Raw genomic sequence first — 20,207 nt, forward strand, 5'->3', positions numbered from 1 at the left:
CCGGTCAGACCCGGCCGGAAATTCCCCCGTTCCAAGAAGATGAAAGGTTTTGTAGCCTTTGGATATAGAGTATCTTAATATAAGAATACTATAATTTTTAAGAATAGAAAAGAGATTGTTTAAAAACTGTAATTGCCTGCCAAGGGGGAAGTCTGTGCGTTTTGGGGTATTATATAATGAAAACTTACAGCATAACTTATATCCTAAAAATATTTTTTAATAAAAAGTCCCTAACTAAATGACATTGGCCCGAAGGCCCTCCCCCTGCACCCCCACCCTCTTGGGCACGGAAGGAGTTCTGCGTTGTTGTGTGTGCTGCGTTGTTGACTTTTGTCTGTATGCTGCGGTACTCAGAATGGAACGCTGTGCCGATCTGGTTTCTGTATTCTTCGGTACTTATGGTGGTACGCTGTGCCGATCTGCAATCTGGTTCTGGGATTCTTCGGTACTTATAGTGGTACGTTGTGCCGATCTGGTTCCTGTATTCTTCGATATTTATGGTGGTACGCTGAGCCGGGCTGCTGCGGAGGAGGGGTGATTACTACTTGGACTGCGGGAGACGGCGTTATTGCGGCAGGGCCTGCTGTCTGAGCCGAAGGCGAGTTCTGTACTTGGCGATCTTTGTGATCCCTTTCACAAAGGCGACCGTCGTCAGACCTGTATCTCCCGCAAAAATTCCCGGATACGCCGGACTCTCACCCATATAACCATGTGTAACCATTGATGCAGGGATATGGATACGGGTAAGACTTATACATTGCTTAAATGCACCTGCTTCTACCACCACCCCATTATCCAGAATGTGGATGGAAGAAAGGGATGTACAGCCGGAAAAAGTTCCTCTTCCACTGCCTGTTCCACACTCTCTTCTGCTGAAAAATCAGCTGCACTGACCAGCATTCCCGAATCCAGGCTGCCAGCCAGAAGCGTCATTGTCAGCATCAATGCCAGTTTTCTTTTCATACCCAATCCTCCCTAATAAAATATAAAACAGCCATATTTTATTACTGCTTATTATCCTGATTTTCTTTCTGATTCTTTTCTTTTTTCTGAGCAGCACTGTCGGACTCTGCAGAATCTCCCTGCATGATCTTATTCAGTTCCTGGATCATCTCTTCATCCTTCAAACGGAATTTTACCTCTACACGTCTGGACGCATCCTTATCTACATTTCCTTCTGCATCCAAAACCGGATCTGACATGGAATGCCCATTCACTGTCAGACAATCCTTCAGTTCCTGAACCTGTGAATCCTTCAGAAAATCACTCTTAATATCCAAAAGATACTGCGCTACCGCTAGAGACCTCTTCTGTGACAGCTCCAGGTTATAACTGTAATCTCCGTCTGTATCCGTATAACCATCAATAATGATCTCGCCAAGATATTTCTTATAGGAATCATCCAGCAATACCTTACAATATGTCGGCAGTACCATAGACAATGTCATCTTACCGGAATCGGTAAGCTCTGCCTGATCATAATCAAACATAACATTGGCATTCAACGTCAGCGCACCTGTCTGTGGATCAATATCCACATTGAGGTTCTTTTTCTCAAATTCCTTCTGCAAAGCTTCCACAACCTCCGCTTTCACGCCGATGATCTTGTCGATCTTCTCCTGTTGCTCTTCCAGAAGCTCTGTTTTTTCATCCAGCGCAGACTGCTGCTCTTTCAGTGTATCCTGCTGACTGGAAAGCTTCTTTTTCTGAGAGGACAGCTTTTTCTGCTGTTCTTTCAACTTCTTCTGCTGTGCCTCCAGTGTTTCCTGCTGTTTGGCAAGCTTCTCCGCCAGAGAAGACAGTTCTTCATCCTGAGATTTGATCTGCTTGTCCTTGGACTTGATCTGCTCATCCTGGCTTTTTAATGTCCCCGCCTGCTCATCCAGCGCATTCTGTTTTTCCAGAAGCTCTTCTGTATATTTTTCCTGAAGAGCGATTTTTTCATCCCGTTCCTTCAGACTGTCCTGATAGCTCTTCTGTGCCTGAAAAAGTGTCACACACATGATCAGAACAAAAAGCAGCAAAACTCCTGCCATCATATCCGAATAAGAACGCCAGACATTAAACCCATGCTCCTCCGGCTTTCTTTTTTTGCGCATTGACAATTCCTCTCTTATTTAAATAAACCAAAACGGCTTTTCTGTGCTGCCTTCGTTGCCTCACGGATACTGCGCTCGATCTCATCCAGCAGCGCTTCCTGTCTTGCACCCTGTCCTTCCAGAAGATCCTCCAGACCCGTCAGCTTATCCTTAAGTTCCTGGATACCGGCATTGCTTCCATAGCCCCAGGGCTGTCCGGCGATCAGATGGATATCACGGTTATTTTTTGCCGTCTTGATCTCAGAAAGAAGCCTGCGTACCTCATCCAGAACACTGTTGACCATCTTCTGGCTCTCGGTAAATTCTTTCACTCTGGCTTCAAAATCTTCGATCATCTTCTTATCTTCACGAAGAAGCTCCTCGCTGATCCTATTGGAATCCGCAACTGCTTTCATCCCTTCTGCAGCACTGTCCACATACTGGCGCATAGATGCATTGCAGGTTTTCCAGAGATCTGCGGATTCTTTTTCATTTTCATGCATATGCCGGGCAAACTTTTCGTAATCCTGTTTCTGCAGCTGCTGGATCATCTGATTATCCCGGATAATACGGTCTGCAGTCTTCATATAACGGCTCTGCATCTCATCGATTTCCTTAATGGCATCCTTCATGGCACGTTCCTGCTTCGTAAAAGTTTCACTCAGCTGACTGCTCATGGTCTTGTACAATTCTGATGTATATTCTGTATTCTCCTTCTGCACCTTCTTAAGTTCTGCCAGAGCATCATTAAAATCTTCAAACTGCATCTGAAAGGACCCATGCATCTCGCTTAAAAACGTATCCAGGATCTCCCGGATCGCATCCTGCTGCCCTTTTGTCACAGATGCGGTAAGAACGTCCAGAGAATCATTCATCTTCTGAAAAGTAGGTGTGATCACTTTCTCAAAGCTATCTGCCATCTGCACAGAAAACTGTTCCGCCATCTGTTTCATGGCTACTGTCTGTGTCTTCTGGCTGGAAACAAGGAGATTCCAGGACTCATTCTCCGCAGTAGGGAGCACCAGTGCGTGAAAACGATCCAGAAAATCCTGCATCGCCTGGGACATCGCAGAATATCCGCTTTTCATCCCAAATGTGTACACAACAGAAAGTGCAACTCCATAAATGGAAGTCAAAAACGCAACTTTGATACCATCTACAAGAGCGGATACCGAGCTTGTCATCACTTCATAATCTGTGGGCTGGAAGTTCTTAAGTCCCCACACAAGACCGATAAATGTTCCAAGGATACCAAGGCTTGTAAAAATGTCCGGAGCCATCTCAAGGAGTCTCTTGTGGATATGTACATCTACATCCTCAATATTCACAAAATCCTCTACTTCAGCGATCCCTTCTTCCGTTCTGCTGATGCTGTCAACAAAATCATCCATCTTTTTGTCGAGATAGCGGTCACCGAAAATCCCTCGCAGCTGCCCAATCTCTTCTTTTCTGGCTCTTCCCGGAAGCTGAAACACTTCTGTGATCTCACCAGAGCCATGCTTCAGTGCTCTTGATAGGTTATCCATCCGATATAAACCTGCAAAAAGCCCCACTGCGTATATGATCAGCATAAGTCCCAGAAATGTAAAATTATAAAGCAACACATTCCCGGAGCCTTTTCCAACATAAGCAGTCAGGGTTGCCGCGGCCACTGTTACTGCCAGAAACAGCACTGTATTCATAAACTTTTTTCCCATAATATGCCTCCCCTGTCTTTATTTTTGAAAAAAGTTACTCTTTTGTTCCCATACTATCATAACATCTTCCCTAAAACAACCAGAAAGGACAATTCCTTCGCCAAAAGAATTGTCCTTTCGTCTTTTTTCTATTTATACTTTTATTTATACTTTTATACGGCAGGCTGCATCATCGCTGATCAGGATCCTGCGTCCGCAAACACCTACGATCACTCCGCCAAGTATCCTGCTTATGATCTGTACGGTCTTTCCTTCACTGACATCATATTGCCTGATCTGTTCCATAGTCTCCGGCATTCCGGTCATCCACTTGATCGTGTAGCTTTCCCCTGCTTTTGTCTCATTTAATGACTGCATATACTCACCCCATTCCATATATCACATCGCTATCAGTAATTATCCTCTATCCGTAGGCGGATATTCGCAATCCGCACTTGGTTAAATGATTTCATATAATTCCAACACAATTCTGCATCTTTATATAATTAGTAAAGTTTAACTTTTATTTTTCTGAATTATTCATTACTTTTATATATTTTATCTCATTTTACCTCAATTAGTCAATCATAACCTGTGAAATTCCACCAATAAAAACAAGCAAAAAAGAAACGCAGAACAGCCATTACAGTTATTCTGCGTTTCTCATTATTTTCTATGCATAAACTCTATCTTCTTCCAGAAGCGTTGTCTTTCCATTCTTTACTTCCACAAGATTAACACAGCAGTTTGGCGGCACGGAGCCTCTCCAGAAATTCTCCGGATCAGGATCTACATTCTGAAGAAGAGCACGGACTGCACATCCATGAGAGGCAACAAGAATTGTTTTATCCGCAAGAGTCGGATCTGATGTTATTTCATCCCAGAAATCCTTTGTCCTGGCGATCACATCAAAAATGTCCTCGCCCTTTTCCGGTCGTTTAAAATTTACCGGATCACGGAAAAAAGTCTCGATCTGCGGATCGATATAATTGCCATCTGCATCTCTTACCTGATCACCCTCCAGCACGCCAAAATCGATCTCCTGGATCCGCTTATCCGGTATGATCGGAACATCACGTTTCCCCAGAACATATTCTGCCGTCTGTTTTGCCCTTGAGAGCGGACTTGTAAAACAGATATCAAACTTCACATTACGGAGAGCTTCTCCGGTTTTTTCTGCAAGAAGGATCCCTTCCTTCGCAAGAGGTACATCCGCTGCACCCTGAAGCTTTTTTAATTTATTCCACTCAGTCAGGCCATGTCTTACAATGTAGATCAGCATCAGCTTCTCAGCTCGATTCCAAGTCCGTTAAGACCATTCATGATCTTTTTCATTGCTGCGGAGATCTCGTTTTCACCAAGAGTCTTGTCATGGGCACGGAATACCAGAGAATAAGCCATGGATTTGAAACCTTTCTCAATCTGTGCGCCCTCGTAGATATCGAACAGCTGATAACTCTCAAGAATATTTCCGCCTCTCTGATCAAAAATCTCCTCAATCTGTCCTGCGAGAACTGCATGGGGAACTACAAGGCTCAGGTCACGAGTTACAGCCGGATATTTGGCAATTCCTGTATATTTGTGGTTGAAACCAGCAAATTCCAGAACATCCAGAATGTCAATCACTGCGATATATGCTTTTTCTCCGATAGAGTAATTATCTGCAACAGCCGGATGAACCTCACCTAAGTATCCAACTACCTTACCCTCGTAGATCATGTTAGCCTGTCTTCCCGGATGAAGGAATGGTTTTCCGCTGTTTGGATCGTAGGTAACCTTTTTCTTCATTCCGATCTTCTCGAAGAACTCCTCGCATACACCCTTCATATCAAAGAAATCGCCTTTTCCGTACATTCCAAGTGTAAACATGGTACGCTCATCCGGAAGCTCTGTAACCGGGAGGGACTTCGGAAGATAGATATTTCCAAGCTCGTAAAGACGAACATCTTTATTACGTCTGTTATAGTTTGTGGAAAGGGATGCCAGCATACCGTTCAGTGTGCTTGTACGCATGATACTGTAGTCCTCTCCAAGAGGATTGCTGATGGTGATGACTTTACGAAGATCACTGTCCTCAGGAATACAAAGCTTGTCAAATACCTTCGGGCTTTCGAAAGAATAGGACATTCCCTCTGAGAATCCGCAGTATTCTGCGATATCTCTTGCAACCTCCTGGATACGAAGCTTAAATGGCAGCTTACCTGTAGTAGCCTCTCCTGTAGGAAGTGTCATCGGGATCTTATCATAGCCATAGAATCTTGCAACCTCCTCTGCAACATCTGCATTACAGTGGATATCCTGACGGAATGTCGGTGCAACGATCTCGTCTGTTTTTTCATCATAAGCCAGTTCTACACGTCCAAGATAATCGATCATCTCTTCTTTTGTAAGGCTGGTTCCAAGAAGCTTGTTGATCTTCTCAGGCTCAAATTTTACTCTGGATGGCTCTCTTGTCTCGCTGCAGACATCAACCATTCCGCCTACAACCTCACCTGCACCAAGTTCTTCCATCAGCTGGCATGCACGGTCAATTGCAGCCTGTGCATTGTTCGGGTCAAGACCCTTCTCAAATTTACCGGATGCATCTGTACGAAGTCCGATCCTCTTGGAAGAAAGACGGATGCTGGTTCCATCGAAGCACGCCGCCTCAAAAAGAACCGTTTTTACATCGTCTGTGATCATGGAATTCTCTCCACCCATGATACCTGCGATGCCGACAGCCTTCTCACCGTCACAGATCATCAGAACGTTCTCATCCATGATACGCTCCTGGCCATCCAGTGTGACGAATTTCTCATCTTTTCCTGCACGGCGTACAACGATCTCCTGATTTGCGATAGTATCCAGATCATATGCATGCATTGGCTGTCCAAACTCTTCCATTACATAGTTTGTGATATCAACCAGGTTGTTGATCGGGCGGATTCCATTGGAAGCCAGACATCTCTGCATCCACTTCGGGGACGGACCGATCTTGACATTTTTTACAACTCTTGCGCAGTAACGCGGGCAAAGCTCCGGATCCTCTACAGTAACCTTTACATAATCGGAAGCTTTCTCATCATTTTCCTTAACCTCTACAATCGGCGGACAGAATTTCTTCTGGAAGGTTGCTGCTGCCTCTCTTGCGATTCCAAGAACACCGTAGCAATCTACACGGTTGGAAGTGATCTCATACTCAAATACCACATCGTCAAGGCCAAGTGCCTTAACAGCGCTCTCACCCACAACTGCGTCCTCAGGAAAAATATAGATTCCGTATTCCGGTGCTTCCGGATACATTTCTCTGGTGCTTCCAAGTTCCTCGATAGAGCACATCATACCAAAGGACTCAACGCCACGGAGTTTGCCTTTTTTGATCTTGATCCCTCCGGGAGTCATTTTTCCATCATGGCCACCTGCAACACGTCCGCCATCAAGAACAACCGGAACCTTATCTCCTTCTTTTACATTTGGAGCGCCTGTTACGATCTGCACACTCTCAGTTCCGATATTTACCTGGCAGATGATCAGCTTATCTGCATCCGGATGCTTCTCGATCTTATCGATCTGGCCGATCACGATCTTATCGAGATCTGCATCCAGCTCTGTAAAGCCCTCTACCTTTGTGCCTGTTAAGGTCATGGCATCTGTATATTCCTGTGCCGTTACATCCAGATCCGGCACATATGTTTTAATCCAAGATAATGAAGTATTCATTTTGGTTGTCCCTTCTTTTTTCTATATTTACTGTCAGACGGATACTCATGATCCGTGTTCACTGTTTTAGAACTGTTTCAGGAATCTGCTGTCGTTCTCATAGAGAAGACGCATATCATCGATCTCATATTTCAGAAGTGCGATACGCTCCAGACCTACACCAAAGGCAAATCCTGTATACTCATCCGGATCGATCCCGCACATACGGAGAACATTCGGATGAACCATACCACAGCCAAGGATTTCGATCCAGCCGGAACCTTTACAGAAACGGCAGCCTTTTCCGCCGCATTTGAAGCAGGAAACATCAACCTCAGCGCTCGGCTCTGTGAACGGGAAATGATGCGGACGGAATTTGGTCTTTGTCTCCGGTCCGAACAGCTCTTTTGCAAACTCCTGAAGGGTTCCCTTAAGATCTGCAAACGTAACATTCTTATCAATAACAAGGCCCTCGATCTGATGGAAGGAAGGTGAATGTGTTGCATCTACCTCGTCAGAACGGAATACACGGCCAGGTGCGATCATACGGATCGGAAGCTTGCCTTTTTCCATCTCACGTGCCTGCACCGGTGATGTCTGGGAACGGAGCAGAATGGAATCATTGATAAAGAATGTATCCTGCTCATCTCTTGCCGGATGATCCTCCGGAATATTCAGCTTAGTAAAGTTGTAGTCCGCATACTCAACCTCCGGACCTTCCACAACCTCATAGCCCATTCCGATGAAAATACGCTCAACCTCTTCCAGCGCGATAGTATTCGGATGGCGATGACCGATCTTCGCTTTCTTTGCAGGAAGTGTTACATCGATCACTTCTGCCTTCATTTTTTCCTCACGGACCTTCTCCTCGAAATCCTTTTTGGAGGCTTCCAGAAGTTCTTCGATCTTAGCTCTTGTCTCATTGACAAGCTGTCCAACCTTCGGACGCTCTTCCGGAGCAACATCCTTCATACCTTTTAAGATTGCAGTAAGCTCACCTTTTTTTCCAAGATATGCAACACGCACATCATTCAGCTTATCCAGGCCCTCGGATTCCTCGATCCGTTTTCTGGCATTTTCAGCCAGTTCCTGAAGTCTTTCTTTCATATCCATGGTCTATTTCTCCTTTAATTAAAATGATCAAATGATCCGCCGCCCACCCCGAAGATCCAGATATGGGCAATAAAAAAACCGTCCCTTATAAAAGGGACGGAATATCCGCGGTACCACCCAGTTTCCCATGAAAAGATCACGGGCACCTCTTGTCTGCTTAACGCGCAGCTTACGTCATCTCCTACTGTTACTTCAGAGAGGAAGCTCCGGTGGGAAATTCAAGAACCATCTGAACTCGGGGAAGCTTACAGCCGGTGACTTCCCTTCTCTGTGAGAAAACGATCCTCTATAAACACCTTCACAGCTTTTCTGTCTTTTAATACTATGCCACAAGGTCTGTCTTCTGTCAAGCGCAAAGTCAGGATTCTTTGGTACTGTTTTTTTCATTTTCTTTCTTGGAAAGAAGTGTTTTTACAGATCTCTGGGCCTTTCGGAATTCATTTTCGAAGTAGGCATTAATCTCCGCCCCGTAAAGAAGCAGGTTCATACACACATACAGCCACAGCATTACCATGATCAGCGCAGTCAGACTTCCGTACATATTTCCAAAATTCGGAAAAAATTCAAAATACAGGGAAAATCCATAGGAAAATATCATCCATGCCACTGCGATCATAAATGCACCCGGAAGCTGGCTTTTAAAGGTTGCTTTTCGGTTTGGAAGCACTTTATAAAGGACCAGAAACACTGCAAACAGTACGGCAAATACAAGCAATGTCCTGGCCCCTATAACCTTGGCCAGCAGCCTCCCGAGAATCGGAATGGTTCTCTGTGCAGCTACCTGGATCCGATTACCAAGAACCAGGACCAGAAGAGTGACAATGATCGCCAGCACAAACAACAGCATATAAAAAACCGAATAGATTCTGGTCATCAGCCAGTTTCGGGTTTCCTTTACATGATAAATGGTATTTAAACCATTGGTGATCGCCTGCATTCCCTTTCCGGACGCCCAGAGCGCCATCAGCGCAGACAACGGCACGATGGCTGTACTTCTTTTGTATACTTCTACCACAATGCTCAGCACAAAGGTCTGCAGATTTCCGGGCACAAACCCGATGATGGCATCCCTGACAACATTATAGCTTAAAGGTGTATAACGGATCAGCGTTGTAAGAAACAGTATAAACGGGATAAAAGACATGATCAGAAAATACGCTGCCTGGGCCGCATATGCACTGACATGATCTCCGTTTGCCCTGCGCACAAATCCCAGCATGAGCTGGATTATATTTTTCTTTTCCTCGTCCATGCTGACCTCCCTCAGGTTTCTTTTTTCACCAGGAAAAACGTTCAAATCCGATCTTATCCTGGATTTCCGGAAAAAGCTTTACTTCCGGCTGCAGGCTCTTATGTTCACCTATCATCTTTTCCATCCATACCATATTATACCAACGGTTAAACTTATAGCCGCATCTGTGGAACTCTCCCACACGCTTATAGCCGAAATGCTTATGAAAATCCACACTGGCACTGGTCAGGTATTCATCTTCTTTTGGTGCAACTGCAATGCAGGCGTTCAGGTTCAGAATTCCCATCTCTGCAAGAAGACTCTCCAGGGCTCGATAGAGTCTGCCTCCTGCACCGCTGCCCCGCCGGTCATGCCTCACATAAATGGACATTTCCGCACACCAGCCATAAGCAGCCCTCGGATGAAACGCAGAACCATAAGCATATCCCAGGATCTCTCCGTTCTCTTCTGCCACAATATACGGATATTTCGCCTTTATATCATGGATCCGATGCGTAAACTCTTCTATGGAAGGTGTTTCATATTCAAATGTGATCGCAGTTTTTTCTACGTAGTAGGAATAAATTTCCAAAGTGTTGCTGCATCCTTCTCTTCTGCCACACGTATCTGCATTGCCTTCTCGCACCTCTTTTAATTCTGTTTGTCTGTTATTTCACAAAGAAACGGTAAACCGTTTCAGAGCTGTACTCTTCACCGGGAAGCAGGATCGGAGAATGGAAATCCTCTACATTGACTGCATTTGGCTCCACCTGTGTCTCCAGGCAGAATCCATAACGTTCATGATAAACATGACCGTTCTTTCCCTTCTCATCCTTAACAAAATTACCTGCATAGAACTGCACACACGGGCAATCGGAGGAAACCTCCATACCGATACCGGATTCCCTGCAGTATGCAGTAGCGATCGAACGGACATTGCCTTTGCATAATTATCTGTTACATAGTTATGGTCATAACCGCCTGTAAACTTCAGCTGTTCAAAGTCCGCCTCAATGTCTCTGCCAATCGGTTTGGAAACATTGAAATCCATCGGCGTTCCCGCCACCGGTGCATATTCACCGGTAGGAATGGACTGGCTGTCTTTTACCGGAGTAAAATACTTCGCATGAATACATACTTCCTGGTCAAGCACATCTCCGCTGCCTTCTCCGTTCAGATTAAAATAAGAATGGTTGGTCATATTGGCAACGGTAGCTGCATCAGAGCGTCCTCTGTAAAAAATCTTCAGTTCGTTTTCCTCTGTGAATTCATATTTCACAACAATGGAAAATTCTCCCGGAAATCCGTTCTCTCCATCCGGACTGATGCGGAAGAAATCCACGCTGTTCTTCTCCTGGGAAATTTCTTTTACTTCCCACAGCTTTTTCTCAAAGCCATCCGGACCGCTGTGAAGATTGTTATGATTCTCATTCTCTGCAAGAACCACTTCTTTATCGTCAATAAAAAATCTGGAATTCTCGATACGGTTTCCGCTTCTTCCAATGATTGCACCGAAAAAGCATCCATTAACCTCATATCCCCGGATATCATCATATCCAAGAACCACATCCTTCAGATCTCCGTTCTTATCTGGAACACATATCTTCACCAGGATCGCGCCATACTGAAGTACTTCAGCGTAGGCACCTTTTTTATTCTCAAGATGATAGATCTTTATTTCTTCCCCTGTAGGAAGTGTCCCAAATTTCCTTTCAGAAACACTCATGCTGTAATTCCTCCCATATATGAAAAAAGAGCCACTAACCGGCTCTATGTCTTTAACCGATTAATCCCGGGATGCCGTTCCCTTATTTTTGACGCCTAGCAGATGCTAGGTGGGTATCCTCAACAGTGTCTTCTGCCTACCACGACGTGAGGTCTGACATCCAACCTGCGATTTTGGATTCCCAAAATGTCAATGTAGGTTCAAAAGAAAAGGGGGATCGAACATTCCAGGATTCGGTTTTCGTTGTTTTTATTATAAACCAGTATTTGTGCTTTTTCAACAGAAAATACATTTTCTTACTGATTTTATTATCAATTATTATTTGATCTTAAGGATATCCTTTACTGCTGCCGGCATATCCACTGCATCTACCACCCTGTCATGAAGAACCGGGGCAGTACGGATTTCTTCAACTGCACGTGGAACAGGTACTCCGGAAAGCGCACTTAATGCGTCTACAAGGCCAAAATCATCCAGATCTTTATGCTCCTCACCAAGTGCTTCCATAACACTTCTTGTGAATTTATACGGACTTGCAGTAGAGGCGATCACTGTCGGAAGATGATCCGCTGTCTCACTTACATACTTCTTATATACGCCGGCTGCAACTGCAGTATGCGTATCGATCACATAATTGCTGTTTTTGTAGATATCACTGATGGCCTGTGCAGTCTCATCTTCACTGCAGAAATTACCATAAAAATCAACAAGCTGTGCTTTCATCTCGTCAGTAATGGTATATTCGCCGCCCTCACTTAAGGATTTCATAAGCTCTGCACATTTTTCAGCATTTTCTCCGGTAAGACGATAGATCAGTCTTTCCAGATTGCTGGAGATCAGGATATCCATGGAAGGAGATGTCGTAAGGATGAAATCTCTTTTTCTGTCATAGGTTCCTGTGCGGAAGAAATCATAAAGAACACGGTTCTCATTCGATGCACAGATCAGCTTGTGGATCGGAAGTCCCATCTGTTTCGCATAGTATGCAGCAAGGATATTTCCGAAGTTTCCGGTAGGAACTACCACATTGATCTCCTGTCCGTCTTTGATCCTGCCGTCGCGTACCAGTGATGCGTAGGCATATACATAATATACGATCTGAGGAACAAGACGTCCGATGTTGATAGAGTTTGCAGAAGAAAACTGGAAGCCTGCCTGATCCAGCTCTGCTGCCAGCTCGTGATCATTGAACATCTTCTTAACTGCAGTCTGGGCATCATCAAAGTTACCGGTAATACCTACTACATAAGTGTTGGCACCCTTCTGAGTTACCATCTGTTTCTCCTGGATCGGGCTGACACCATGCTTCGGATAAAATACAATGATCTTCGTTCCAGGCACATCTGCAAAGCCTGCCATGGCAGCTTTACCGGTATCTCCTGATGTTGCGGTAAGGATCACGATCTCATTCTTAACATTATTCTTCTTCGCTGCAGTTGTCATCAGATGCGGAAGAATGGAAAGTGCCATATCCTTAAATGCGATGGTTGCGCCATGGAACAGTTCCAGAAATATGCACCATCCGCTTCATGAAGAGGTGCAATCTTTTCTGTATCAAATTTACTGTCGTATGCTTTGTTGATACAGTTCTTAAGCTCATCCTCAGTAAATCTGTAAGGAAACGGCTCATTACCTCATATGCTGTCTCCTGGTAGGTCATCTGTGCCAGCTTGTCCATTGGTACATCCAGCTGTGGAATGCTTTCAGGCACGAACAGTCCGCCGTCCTCAGAAAGGCCCTTAAGTATGGCCATAGACGCTGTAACTGCCTGCTCTTTTCCTCTGGTGCTCTTGTACAATACCTGCATTGGTGTTCCGCCTTTCTATTGTAAGATATTCGTTTTCTTTTCAACGTTATCACATTATAGCATGGAATTATGGAAAATGCCACCACTTTTAAAAAAGAATCTGTCTTGCCCAATCCCACCCTGTAATCAGACAGATATTCACAGCTTTCGGATAAAAAGAAACCGCCGGTCTGTTTCTGCCGGCGGTTGGTTTCCTTCTGTACTGCATCAGTTCTTCCTATTTATATGTATAAATTCATGGACCCCGTATTTAAAGAGCCTCTTCAGGTCCTTTTCAAACCATTTCACATTATGTTCCTCTGCTGCAGATTTCTGGATAAAGAACAGTGCACCTTCAGATAATCAGCACCCTTCAGCGCCTGCTTGACCGCTTCCCTTGTTTCATCAGAAACTGCAACTTCATTGATCCTGCCATCATAGGTCGGTGAAAACTGCGGGACGCCGTCACTGTTATCCCAGACAACCTCTGTCACCGTATTCGGAAAATCTTCGCTTTTTACACGGTTCATGATGACATTGGCCACCAGAACACGGCCCTTGATATCTTCACTTCCTGCTTCTGCCTCCACGATCCTCAGAAGTGTATCATAGTCTTCATCTGACATCAGTGTGGGATTTTCTGCCAGTGTGATCGATCTTGCATCAAGTTCATTTACTTTGTTTTCCATAGAGGAGCTTACATTAAGATCTGCAGCAGTATTGGTCACTCTCTGTACTCTCTGGCCTACGATCACCTGCTCACAGGAGCTTCCGATCCTTGTAACCGTGCTTCCGGATAATGGTGTATCCGTAACTCCTGAAACCACACCTGCGATCCCGGTAGGAACAGCAACCTCTTCATAGGGAGAGCTCTCTCCTCCATCTGAAGCTGCATAAACCCTGCCCCCTTCACTTTCTGCAAATGTCCTTGTCCCCAGAGAAATAACCATCGCCAAAACTGCACATAATGTCAGCACTGCAAAACTGCGCGCGGAATTTCCTCCGGTTTTTCCATTTCTACGTTCATCCTGCACTCCGTCAGCCTCACGTAAATCTTTCTCAACTTTCATAATCTCATTCCTTGCGTTTCATTTTCTGTAACAGCCCATAATCCTCCGATGCGATATCACAACCCCCATTATCATCGCTTCCCGGATATTTACGGATCATTACGATTTCCTTTACATGTTTGTAACATTTTTGTAATGTATGGGAAAATTATATTTAATAATATTGAATATGTCAAGCTTTTTCCCGTATTTAACGCTTCAACGGCGGTATTTGTGTTTTATCCACACTTTATCCACATGTATTCCACATTAAATCCACATAAAATCGCGGAGTTATCCACACCCATGCCATATTTCATTTCAGAAAAAAAGACAGATAGCGTCTCCATCTCCGTCCAATGTTGTACACCCACTTTCCGGAAATCGTACTTCTATCTGCCTGTTTATCCTTTTTCAGAACAGTTTTTTCCTCTGTTATTTACAGATTTGATTATAATATTTTGTTTTCAGCCAGTCAAGGATTTTTGCTCGACCAGATCCGACACCTTATGCAAAACGGCACAATGCCTGCACGAAAAGTGTCACATAAACACACAGATCGATACTCCAGGCTCCCAGAAACAGTCCCCATGGTGTTTCCCCGGCTCCTTCGGCAAACCGTTTGGGCTTCAGCGCAAGGATCAGCGGAAAAAGAAGCGGCAGAAAATACCGTCCCTGCACGCCCAGGATCTTATCGTAGCCATAGGCTGTCCACTGTCCGTATAACGTTACAAAGATCAGCGCAAATACCAGGAGACTAACTCCGCCCAGAATACCCTTTGCCGGGAAGATCCAGACGGATTCCCGACATATCATCATTCCCGGAAACCTGAAGGACCAGGATCAGAAGATATCCCATTGCCAGCAGGGCACAGACAGGAATGTTCAGCCATCCAAGATTACTTCCTATCATTTCTGTAAGATAGGTCACACCAAAATTATCCAGGCTCCGCACAAAAGTCAGGACAAAGGCAGCCGGATCCTTCAGGATCCCCACAAGCTGTGCAGCTGTATCCACACCTGGCTGTGACTCACAGAGATATCGGGATGCAATGACCAGCCAGCCGAAACTTAAGATCAGGATCACAGTTCCTGCACAGACCACATGAAACCAGTAATTTTTTCTGCTTTTAAAACCGTTCTTTCGGGATCAGGAACAGGAGCAGGCAAAACGGCATGTAAACCACTTTGCAAAGACACAGGAATCCGGTCAGCACGTACATCCATATCAGCTGTCTTCTACTCATCACTTCTTTTTGTTTATATCGCATAGCCAGTACAAAGGAAGCCAGAGCAACCGTCAGAGCCAGGGCCAGGGCATCTGCTGACATGGAATTTGCTGATGGATATTCACAGGTACCAGCCCCAGAAGTACGAGGAAATTTTTCCCAACAGGCGTCAGACGAATGGCAAAGAAAAGAGCAGTCCAAACATAAGCATATTGGCGATCCTTCCCGCATAGGCAAGAACCATCGGCCGGTCCGTAAACAGATCTGCAATGCGGATCCCTACTGCCTGGGGAAGATACGAAGTAGGTGCATACAAGGCTGTATTTCCAAATCCGTAAAACTGTGTTTTTTCCCGGTCGATACGCTGATCTGCATTCTCTCCGATATCCCATAATGATACATGATCCTTGGCGGAAAATTCCGGAACCAGACCACTGTTAAACGTCCTTCCATATGAGAAATAAGTCGTTTCCTCCGTTGCCTTCCGACGTCAGATATCCTCTGGAAACCTCATAGCTTCTCAGATAATGGCTGTACTCATCCGGCGAATTAAAGGCCGGAACCGCCGCCAGCGTACAGATACTCATAAAAATATAAACAACGGCAAACACCACTTCTGCCCGGAGCTGTCTGCGTTTCAGAAATGCAAAGATCACCAGCATCACAGCTGCCGCCGCTCCAATCACCAGAAACACCAGTGATTTTGGAAATGGCCTGGAAATGATCCGATAGGCAAGTGTCTGTGTATCATCCTTCTGGCTCACCAACCCTGCAGCCACTCCGGTATCCCCTTTTGCGCCATCTAAAACGATCCGGAATTTCTGCCCCTTACATTCCGTAAGCTTCTGGTCAAGCCGGAAATACGTGGTATCCCCCGACGAATATGGTCAGTCTGCTGGCCTGCCAGCTCTGGATCTCCCTTTCATTCTGATACAGCGTTATCTGAAACGTTCCAGCAACCGATGCACTCTCTGTAGAAAGAAAAAGCTCCACACCGGACAGACGGTTCGTTTTGCAGGTAAACTCCTCTTCAAAGCTTCCTCCCGCACCGATCATAGACCAGGTATCCGGTCTTGCCTGCTGCTTTACATTTCCGAGGATCTCCGAATCACTAAGCAGATATGCGGAAAAGATCAGGATCATTCCCCATATCAGCAGATATTTCAGAGCGTTTTTCAGCTCTGCAGACAGGCTGTATGAGCTCCTGTTTTTTTTCTTATTTTTCATAATATCCCTCTTACTCACTGTTATTTTCACATTCCGCACTATTATAGCATCTGCACGGCAAAAAAAGAAGCTGCGTTTTATGGCAGCTTCTCATTTTTTGTAAACCTATCCGGAACCGGATGCTTATCGATTGTTGATCGCAGTTACCAGTGCATCAATAGAGGCACGGATGATATCCTGATCAACACCCGCTCCCCAGGCAAGCGTTCCATCCGGTTTACGGATTCCCACATAAGCGATAGCCTTGGAGGAAGAACTCTGCTCCAGAGCATGCTCCTGATAAGTCTCCAGTGTGTATTTCAGTTCGTAAGCTTTCTTCAGTGCATTGCTTACCGCATCCAGACGACCATTTCCGGAAGCCTCTGTAACGATGGTTTTTCCACGGAATGTAGAAGTAACCCGTGTTACGATGCCGTCTTCCTTCTGCTGGAAATGAACCTCACTGATGCTGTATGGTTCAACCACATTTTCGAAGGTAGATTTGAACAGACTGAAGATCTCGTCCGGATGAAGCTCTTTGTGCTTGTGATCGGACACTGCTTTGGCTGCATAGCCCATAGCCTCGCGCATTTTCGGAGGAAGGTTCAGGCCAAACTTTGTCTCCAGTATATAGCCTACACCGCCCTTTCCGGACTGGCTGTTGATACGGATAACATCTGCGTCGTAGTTTCTTCCCACATCTGTCGGATCGATCGGCAGATACGGAACAGTCCAGTGCTCCAGATCTCCGTTCTCTCTCCAGTGCATACCCTTTGCGATGGCATCCTGATGCGATCCGGAAAATGCAGCAAATACAAGAGCTCCACTGTACGGACTTCTTTCATAGATCTGCATTCCGGTACATTTCTCATAAACCTCACAAATATGCGGCATATCAGAAAAATCGATCTTCGGGTCCACACCCTGGGAATACATATTCATACCAAGCGTTACAATATCCACATTACCGGTACGCTCACCATTTCCGAACAAAGTTCCCTCAATTCGGTCAGCACCTGCAAGAAGACCCATCTCGGAGTCTGCAACGCCACATCCACGATCATTGTGCGGATGAAGAGAAACGATCACGTTTTCACGGTATTTCAGATTATCACACATGTATTCCACCTGACTTGCATACACATGCGGCATAGAATGCTCAACCGTAACAGGCAGGTTGATGATCGCTTTGTTATCTGCAGTGGGCTGCCATACATCCAGAACCGCATTGCACACCTCCAGTGCATACTCCGGCTCTGTTCCCGTAAAGCTCTCCGGGCTGTACTCAAACTGAAAATTGCCTTCTGTCTCATCAGCCAGCTTTTTCAGAAGTGCAGCGCCATCTACTGCGATCTTCAGGATCTCCTCTTTTGATTTTTTGAATACCTGCTCTCTCTGAGATACGGATGTGGAGTTATATACATGAACGATCGCTTTTGGGGCGCCTTTAACAGCTTCAAAAGTCTTACGGATGATATGCTCTCTTGCCTGAGTCAGCACCTGGATCGTTACATCCTTCGGGATCAGATCCTGCTCGATCAGCGTACGGAGAAACTCATACTCTGTCTCAGAAGCAGCCGGAAATCCAACCTCGATCTCTTTAAAACCAATCTTTACAAGAAGCTTGAAAAATTCCACTTTCTGCTCCAGGCTCATCGGGATCACAAGTGCCTGATTTCCGTCACGAAGGTCTACAGAGCACCAGATCGGGGCCTTATCCACATATTCTTTCTCCGCCCATTTCATACATTTCACCGGCGGCATGTAATACTGACGTTTGTACTTGGATGGTGTCATCATTTTGTTTTCCTCCACTTTCTGTTTCCATTAAAATTTCTCTTTGGTTTCTGTTTTTGATATAAAGACATAAAAAAAATCTTCCGACTCTGCAGATTCTGCAAGAGACGAAAGACAACTGCTGTCCTACGCGGTACCACTCTTATTTCATGAATAAAAATTCACACACTTGACAGATACGGAATGTATATACATCCTTATATCCTCTCCGGATAACGGCGGACACCGTCTGCGTCTACTCTCTTATATAATATATAAAGATTTCAGGCAGATGCTCCGAGGCGAGTTCCACAAATCCCTTCCGCTGCTTCTCACCGGCCAGCAACTCTCTGTGCTCCGTTCTCTTGTGTACTATTCCTCATCTACGCATTTTCTTTTTGAAACTGGTATTAGGTTAACACGTTATGGAAGATTTGTCAATGAAATTTTAACGATGCACCGCGCAAAAATTTCAGTGCATCACTCACGAACAGCAATCCGGGCTGATCCGTTTCTCTGTCTTCCTGCTATCTGCGGCAGACATTATTCGGCTCCCCGCCTGACTGAAAGCTGATGACCAATCCAGTACACAGCCCCGCCAATACCTCCTCCAAGAGTATTATATGTCAGATCAGAAACCTGGAACGTTCCAAGCCTCAGGAAAAGCTGCAGAAGTTCAATGGACAGTGAGAATACAAAGGTAATCTTAAGTCCGGTCCACACAATATTCAAGAATGTTGTTTTTTTCAATATTTTCTTTCCTGCGGTCCAGAACAGCAGGATCGTGAACGGAATGAACAGCATCAGATTCTCAATACACTCAGTTGTGAGATATCTGGTACCATCCTCTCCATATTTCCAGATCCACCAGTTCGCCATCACATCCGAAAGGGGATTCATCCACATATCCCGGTTCAGCAGCGTGCGAAACAAGATCATGGTTGTATAAAAGGTCAGAAAAAACAGCTTCCGAAAAAAAGCATTTCCTCTGAAATACTGCCACCACACGGAAAAAGCTCCCCTGATTCCCCTTCCACCTGTCTCATTATGGTAGGCAAAGAGATAAAAAAACAGTACCATCACAGACAGGATCACAGAAAACCAAAATGGCTGGTACAAAGCTGTCAGTACACTTGTAATAATACTTGATATGATGTCTTTCATTATAAGTCCTTTCACATAAGCCAGACAGTCGACCATTCTTCTATCCGGCAGCTCTGTCATTATTCCTACCTATATTACTACACTCTTCCCACAAAAGCCAGAAAAAGATATCTCTCACTGCTCTGTCAATCGACCTGCATATCGTTTTTATATTCCTGAAAATGTGAGGGTCATGCGGATATTCGCAATTGAAGCGGGGACTTACTTGATTCGGCTAAACTACAATATTTTTTTATTTTTAACAAATTTTTGTTATATTTTACCAGTAAAACATGCTATAGTTCATAGTAAGAAAAAAATTTCGGAGGTATTTTTAATGAAACGTGATCTGAAAAAAATCGTAAGCCAGATGACGCTGGAAGAAAAAGCCGGCATGTGCTCAGGTCTTGATTTCTGGCATCTGAAACATGTGGAACGCTTGGGGATCCCGGAAGTAATGGTCAGCGACGGCCCTCACGGACTTCGTAAGCAGGATGACAAGGGCGATCATCTTGG

Annotated in this window: 22 protein-coding genes, 1 other RNA gene, 2 pseudogenes and 2 other annotated features (1 of these 27 running past the window's edge); of the genes and pseudogenes, 2 read left to right on the top strand and 23 right to left on the bottom strand. The window is 45.0% G+C overall.

The features are described from left to right. Positions 1-78, top strand: partial view of an IS4 family transposase gene (locus tag CCC70_RS11485; protein ID WP_287084087.1) — the final stretch only. 1,248 nt of this gene lie to the left of the window's left edge; the window shows 78 of its 1,326 coding nt (coding positions 1,249-1,326); its start codon lies off the left edge, out of view; it ends in the stop codon at positions 76-78. Positions 79-355: 277 nt separating this feature from the next. After that, entirely contained in the window at positions 356-538 is a 183-nt protein-coding gene (locus CCC70_RS11490) for a hypothetical protein (protein ID WP_287084866.1), read from the top strand. A gap of 27 nt (positions 539-565) precedes the next feature. Here the strand turns inward: CCC70_RS11490 and CCC70_RS11495 are convergent, their stop codons facing one another. The 23 genes and pseudogenes from CCC70_RS11495 to CCC70_RS11600 all read right to left on the bottom strand — a co-directional run bounded on the left by CCC70_RS11495 (position 566) and on the right by CCC70_RS11600 (position 19,772). After that, positions 566-787, bottom strand: a complete 222-nt coding sequence (locus tag CCC70_RS11495) for a hypothetical protein (RefSeq protein ID WP_270390680.1) — start codon at positions 785-787, stop codon at positions 566-568. Further along, complete coding sequence (locus CCC70_RS11500) at positions 778-963, bottom strand: hypothetical protein (RefSeq protein ID WP_114002824.1); 186 nt, start codon at positions 961-963, stop codon at positions 778-780. The genes CCC70_RS11495 and CCC70_RS11500 overlap by 10 nt, the downstream gene beginning before the upstream one ends. A gap of 41 nt (positions 964-1,004) precedes the next feature. Next, on the bottom strand, positions 1,005-2,099 hold the full coding sequence (locus tag CCC70_RS11505) for an OmpA family protein (RefSeq protein WP_287084867.1): 1,095 nt from the start codon (positions 2,097-2,099) through the stop codon (positions 1,005-1,007). 14 nt (positions 2,100-2,113) lie between these two features. Continuing rightward, complete coding sequence (locus tag CCC70_RS11510; RefSeq protein ID WP_287084037.1) at positions 2,114-3,775, bottom strand: MotA/TolQ/ExbB proton channel family protein; 1,662 nt, start codon at positions 3,773-3,775, stop codon at positions 2,114-2,116. Between the two features lie 144 nt (positions 3,776-3,919). Further along, positions 3,920-4,132 carry a ferrous iron transport protein A gene (locus CCC70_RS11515; protein ID WP_044962386.1) on the bottom strand — a complete coding sequence of 71 codons (213 nt, stop codon included), beginning with the start codon at positions 4,130-4,132 and terminating at the stop codon, positions 3,920-3,922. Between the two features lie 295 nt (positions 4,133-4,427). Further along, complete coding sequence (locus CCC70_RS11520) at positions 4,428-5,036, bottom strand: histidine phosphatase family protein (protein ID WP_021652918.1); 609 nt, start codon at positions 5,034-5,036, stop codon at positions 4,428-4,430. Next, positions 5,036-7,453, bottom strand: a complete 2,418-nt coding sequence (gene pheT, locus CCC70_RS11525) for a phenylalanine--tRNA ligase subunit beta (protein ID WP_015526758.1) — start codon at positions 7,451-7,453, stop codon at positions 5,036-5,038. The genes CCC70_RS11520 and pheT overlap by 1 nt, the downstream gene beginning before the upstream one ends. A 66-nt stretch (positions 7,454-7,519) precedes the next feature. Further along, positions 7,520-8,539 carry a phenylalanine--tRNA ligase subunit alpha gene (gene pheS / locus CCC70_RS11530; RefSeq protein ID WP_044962388.1) on the bottom strand — a complete coding sequence of 340 codons (1,020 nt, stop codon included), beginning with the start codon at positions 8,537-8,539 and terminating at the stop codon, positions 7,520-7,522. A gap of 95 nt (positions 8,540-8,634) precedes the next feature. After that, positions 8,635-8,856, bottom strand: a binding site (T-box leader). Positions 8,857-8,903: 47 nt separating this feature from the next. Next, on the bottom strand, positions 8,904-9,797 hold the full coding sequence (locus CCC70_RS11535) for a YihY/virulence factor BrkB family protein (RefSeq protein WP_287084038.1): 894 nt from the start codon (positions 9,795-9,797) through the stop codon (positions 8,904-8,906). 25 nt (positions 9,798-9,822) lie between these two features. Further along, a complete protein-coding gene (locus CCC70_RS11540) occupies positions 9,823-10,368 on the bottom strand; it encodes a GNAT family N-acetyltransferase (RefSeq protein WP_287084868.1) in 546 nt (181 codons plus the stop codon). A gap of 76 nt (positions 10,369-10,444) precedes the next feature. Further along, positions 10,445-10,666: an aldose epimerase family protein gene (locus CCC70_RS16375; protein ID WP_330577201.1), complete on the bottom strand. Its 222-nt coding sequence runs from the start codon at positions 10,664-10,666 to the stop codon at positions 10,445-10,447. Between the two features lie 107 nt (positions 10,667-10,773). Then, positions 10,774-11,502, bottom strand: a pseudogene (locus tag CCC70_RS11545) (aldose epimerase family protein); the annotation flags it as partial. Positions 11,503-11,561: 59 nt separating this feature from the next. Further along, a non-coding RNA gene (gene ssrS, locus CCC70_RS11550) (6S RNA) lies at positions 11,562-11,738 on the bottom strand. 82 nt (positions 11,739-11,820) lie between these two features. Continuing rightward, positions 11,821-13,309, bottom strand: a pseudogene (gene thrC / locus CCC70_RS11555) (threonine synthase). Positions 13,310-13,593: 284 nt separating this feature from the next. After that, positions 13,594-14,358 carry a cell wall hydrolase gene (locus CCC70_RS11560; RefSeq protein WP_287084870.1) on the bottom strand — a complete coding sequence of 255 codons (765 nt, stop codon included), beginning with the start codon at positions 14,356-14,358 and terminating at the stop codon, positions 13,594-13,596. Between the two features lie 486 nt (positions 14,359-14,844). Further along, positions 14,845-15,156 carry a hypothetical protein gene (locus tag CCC70_RS11565; protein ID WP_287084871.1) on the bottom strand — a complete coding sequence of 104 codons (312 nt, stop codon included), beginning with the start codon at positions 15,154-15,156 and terminating at the stop codon, positions 14,845-14,847. Further along, positions 15,095-15,424 (bottom strand): hypothetical protein, encoded by a 330-nt coding sequence (locus tag CCC70_RS11570; protein ID WP_287084872.1) that lies wholly within the window; start codon positions 15,422-15,424, stop codon positions 15,095-15,097. The genes CCC70_RS11565 and CCC70_RS11570 overlap by 62 nt, the downstream gene beginning before the upstream one ends. Next, entirely contained in the window at positions 15,421-15,564 is a 144-nt protein-coding gene (locus CCC70_RS11575) for a hypothetical protein (protein WP_287084873.1), read from the bottom strand. Before CCC70_RS11575 ends, CCC70_RS11570 begins: the two co-directional genes overlap by 4 nt. Positions 15,565-15,735: 171 nt before the next feature. After that, the gene (locus CCC70_RS11580; protein WP_330577204.1) at positions 15,736-15,996 is read right to left on the bottom strand and encodes a DUF2142 domain-containing protein; all 261 of its coding nucleotides are present in this window, start codon (positions 15,994-15,996) and stop codon (positions 15,736-15,738) included. A gap of 7 nt (positions 15,997-16,003) precedes the next feature. Further along, positions 16,004-16,345, bottom strand: a complete 342-nt coding sequence (locus CCC70_RS11585; RefSeq protein ID WP_287084875.1) for a hypothetical protein — start codon at positions 16,343-16,345, stop codon at positions 16,004-16,006. A gap of 70 nt (positions 16,346-16,415) precedes the next feature. After that, on the bottom strand, positions 16,416-16,793 hold the full coding sequence (locus CCC70_RS11590; protein ID WP_287084876.1) for a hypothetical protein: 378 nt from the start codon (positions 16,791-16,793) through the stop codon (positions 16,416-16,418). Between the two features lie 123 nt (positions 16,794-16,916). Then, positions 16,917-18,572, bottom strand: a complete 1,656-nt coding sequence (locus CCC70_RS11595; protein ID WP_015526768.1) for a 2-isopropylmalate synthase — start codon at positions 18,570-18,572, stop codon at positions 16,917-16,919. A gap of 97 nt (positions 18,573-18,669) precedes the next feature. Then, positions 18,670-18,943: a binding site (T-box leader), on the bottom strand. Between the two features lie 148 nt (positions 18,944-19,091). Then, positions 19,092-19,772 (bottom strand): VanZ family protein, encoded by a 681-nt coding sequence (locus CCC70_RS11600; protein ID WP_227589151.1) that lies wholly within the window; start codon positions 19,770-19,772, stop codon positions 19,092-19,094. Positions 19,773-20,207 lie beyond the last annotated feature (435 nt).

It is taken from the genome of Blautia sp. LMAG:89 (genome assembly GCF_008679485.1).
Classification (GTDB): domain Bacteria; phylum Bacillota; class Clostridia; order Lachnospirales; family Lachnospiraceae; genus Blautia_A; species Blautia_A fusiformis.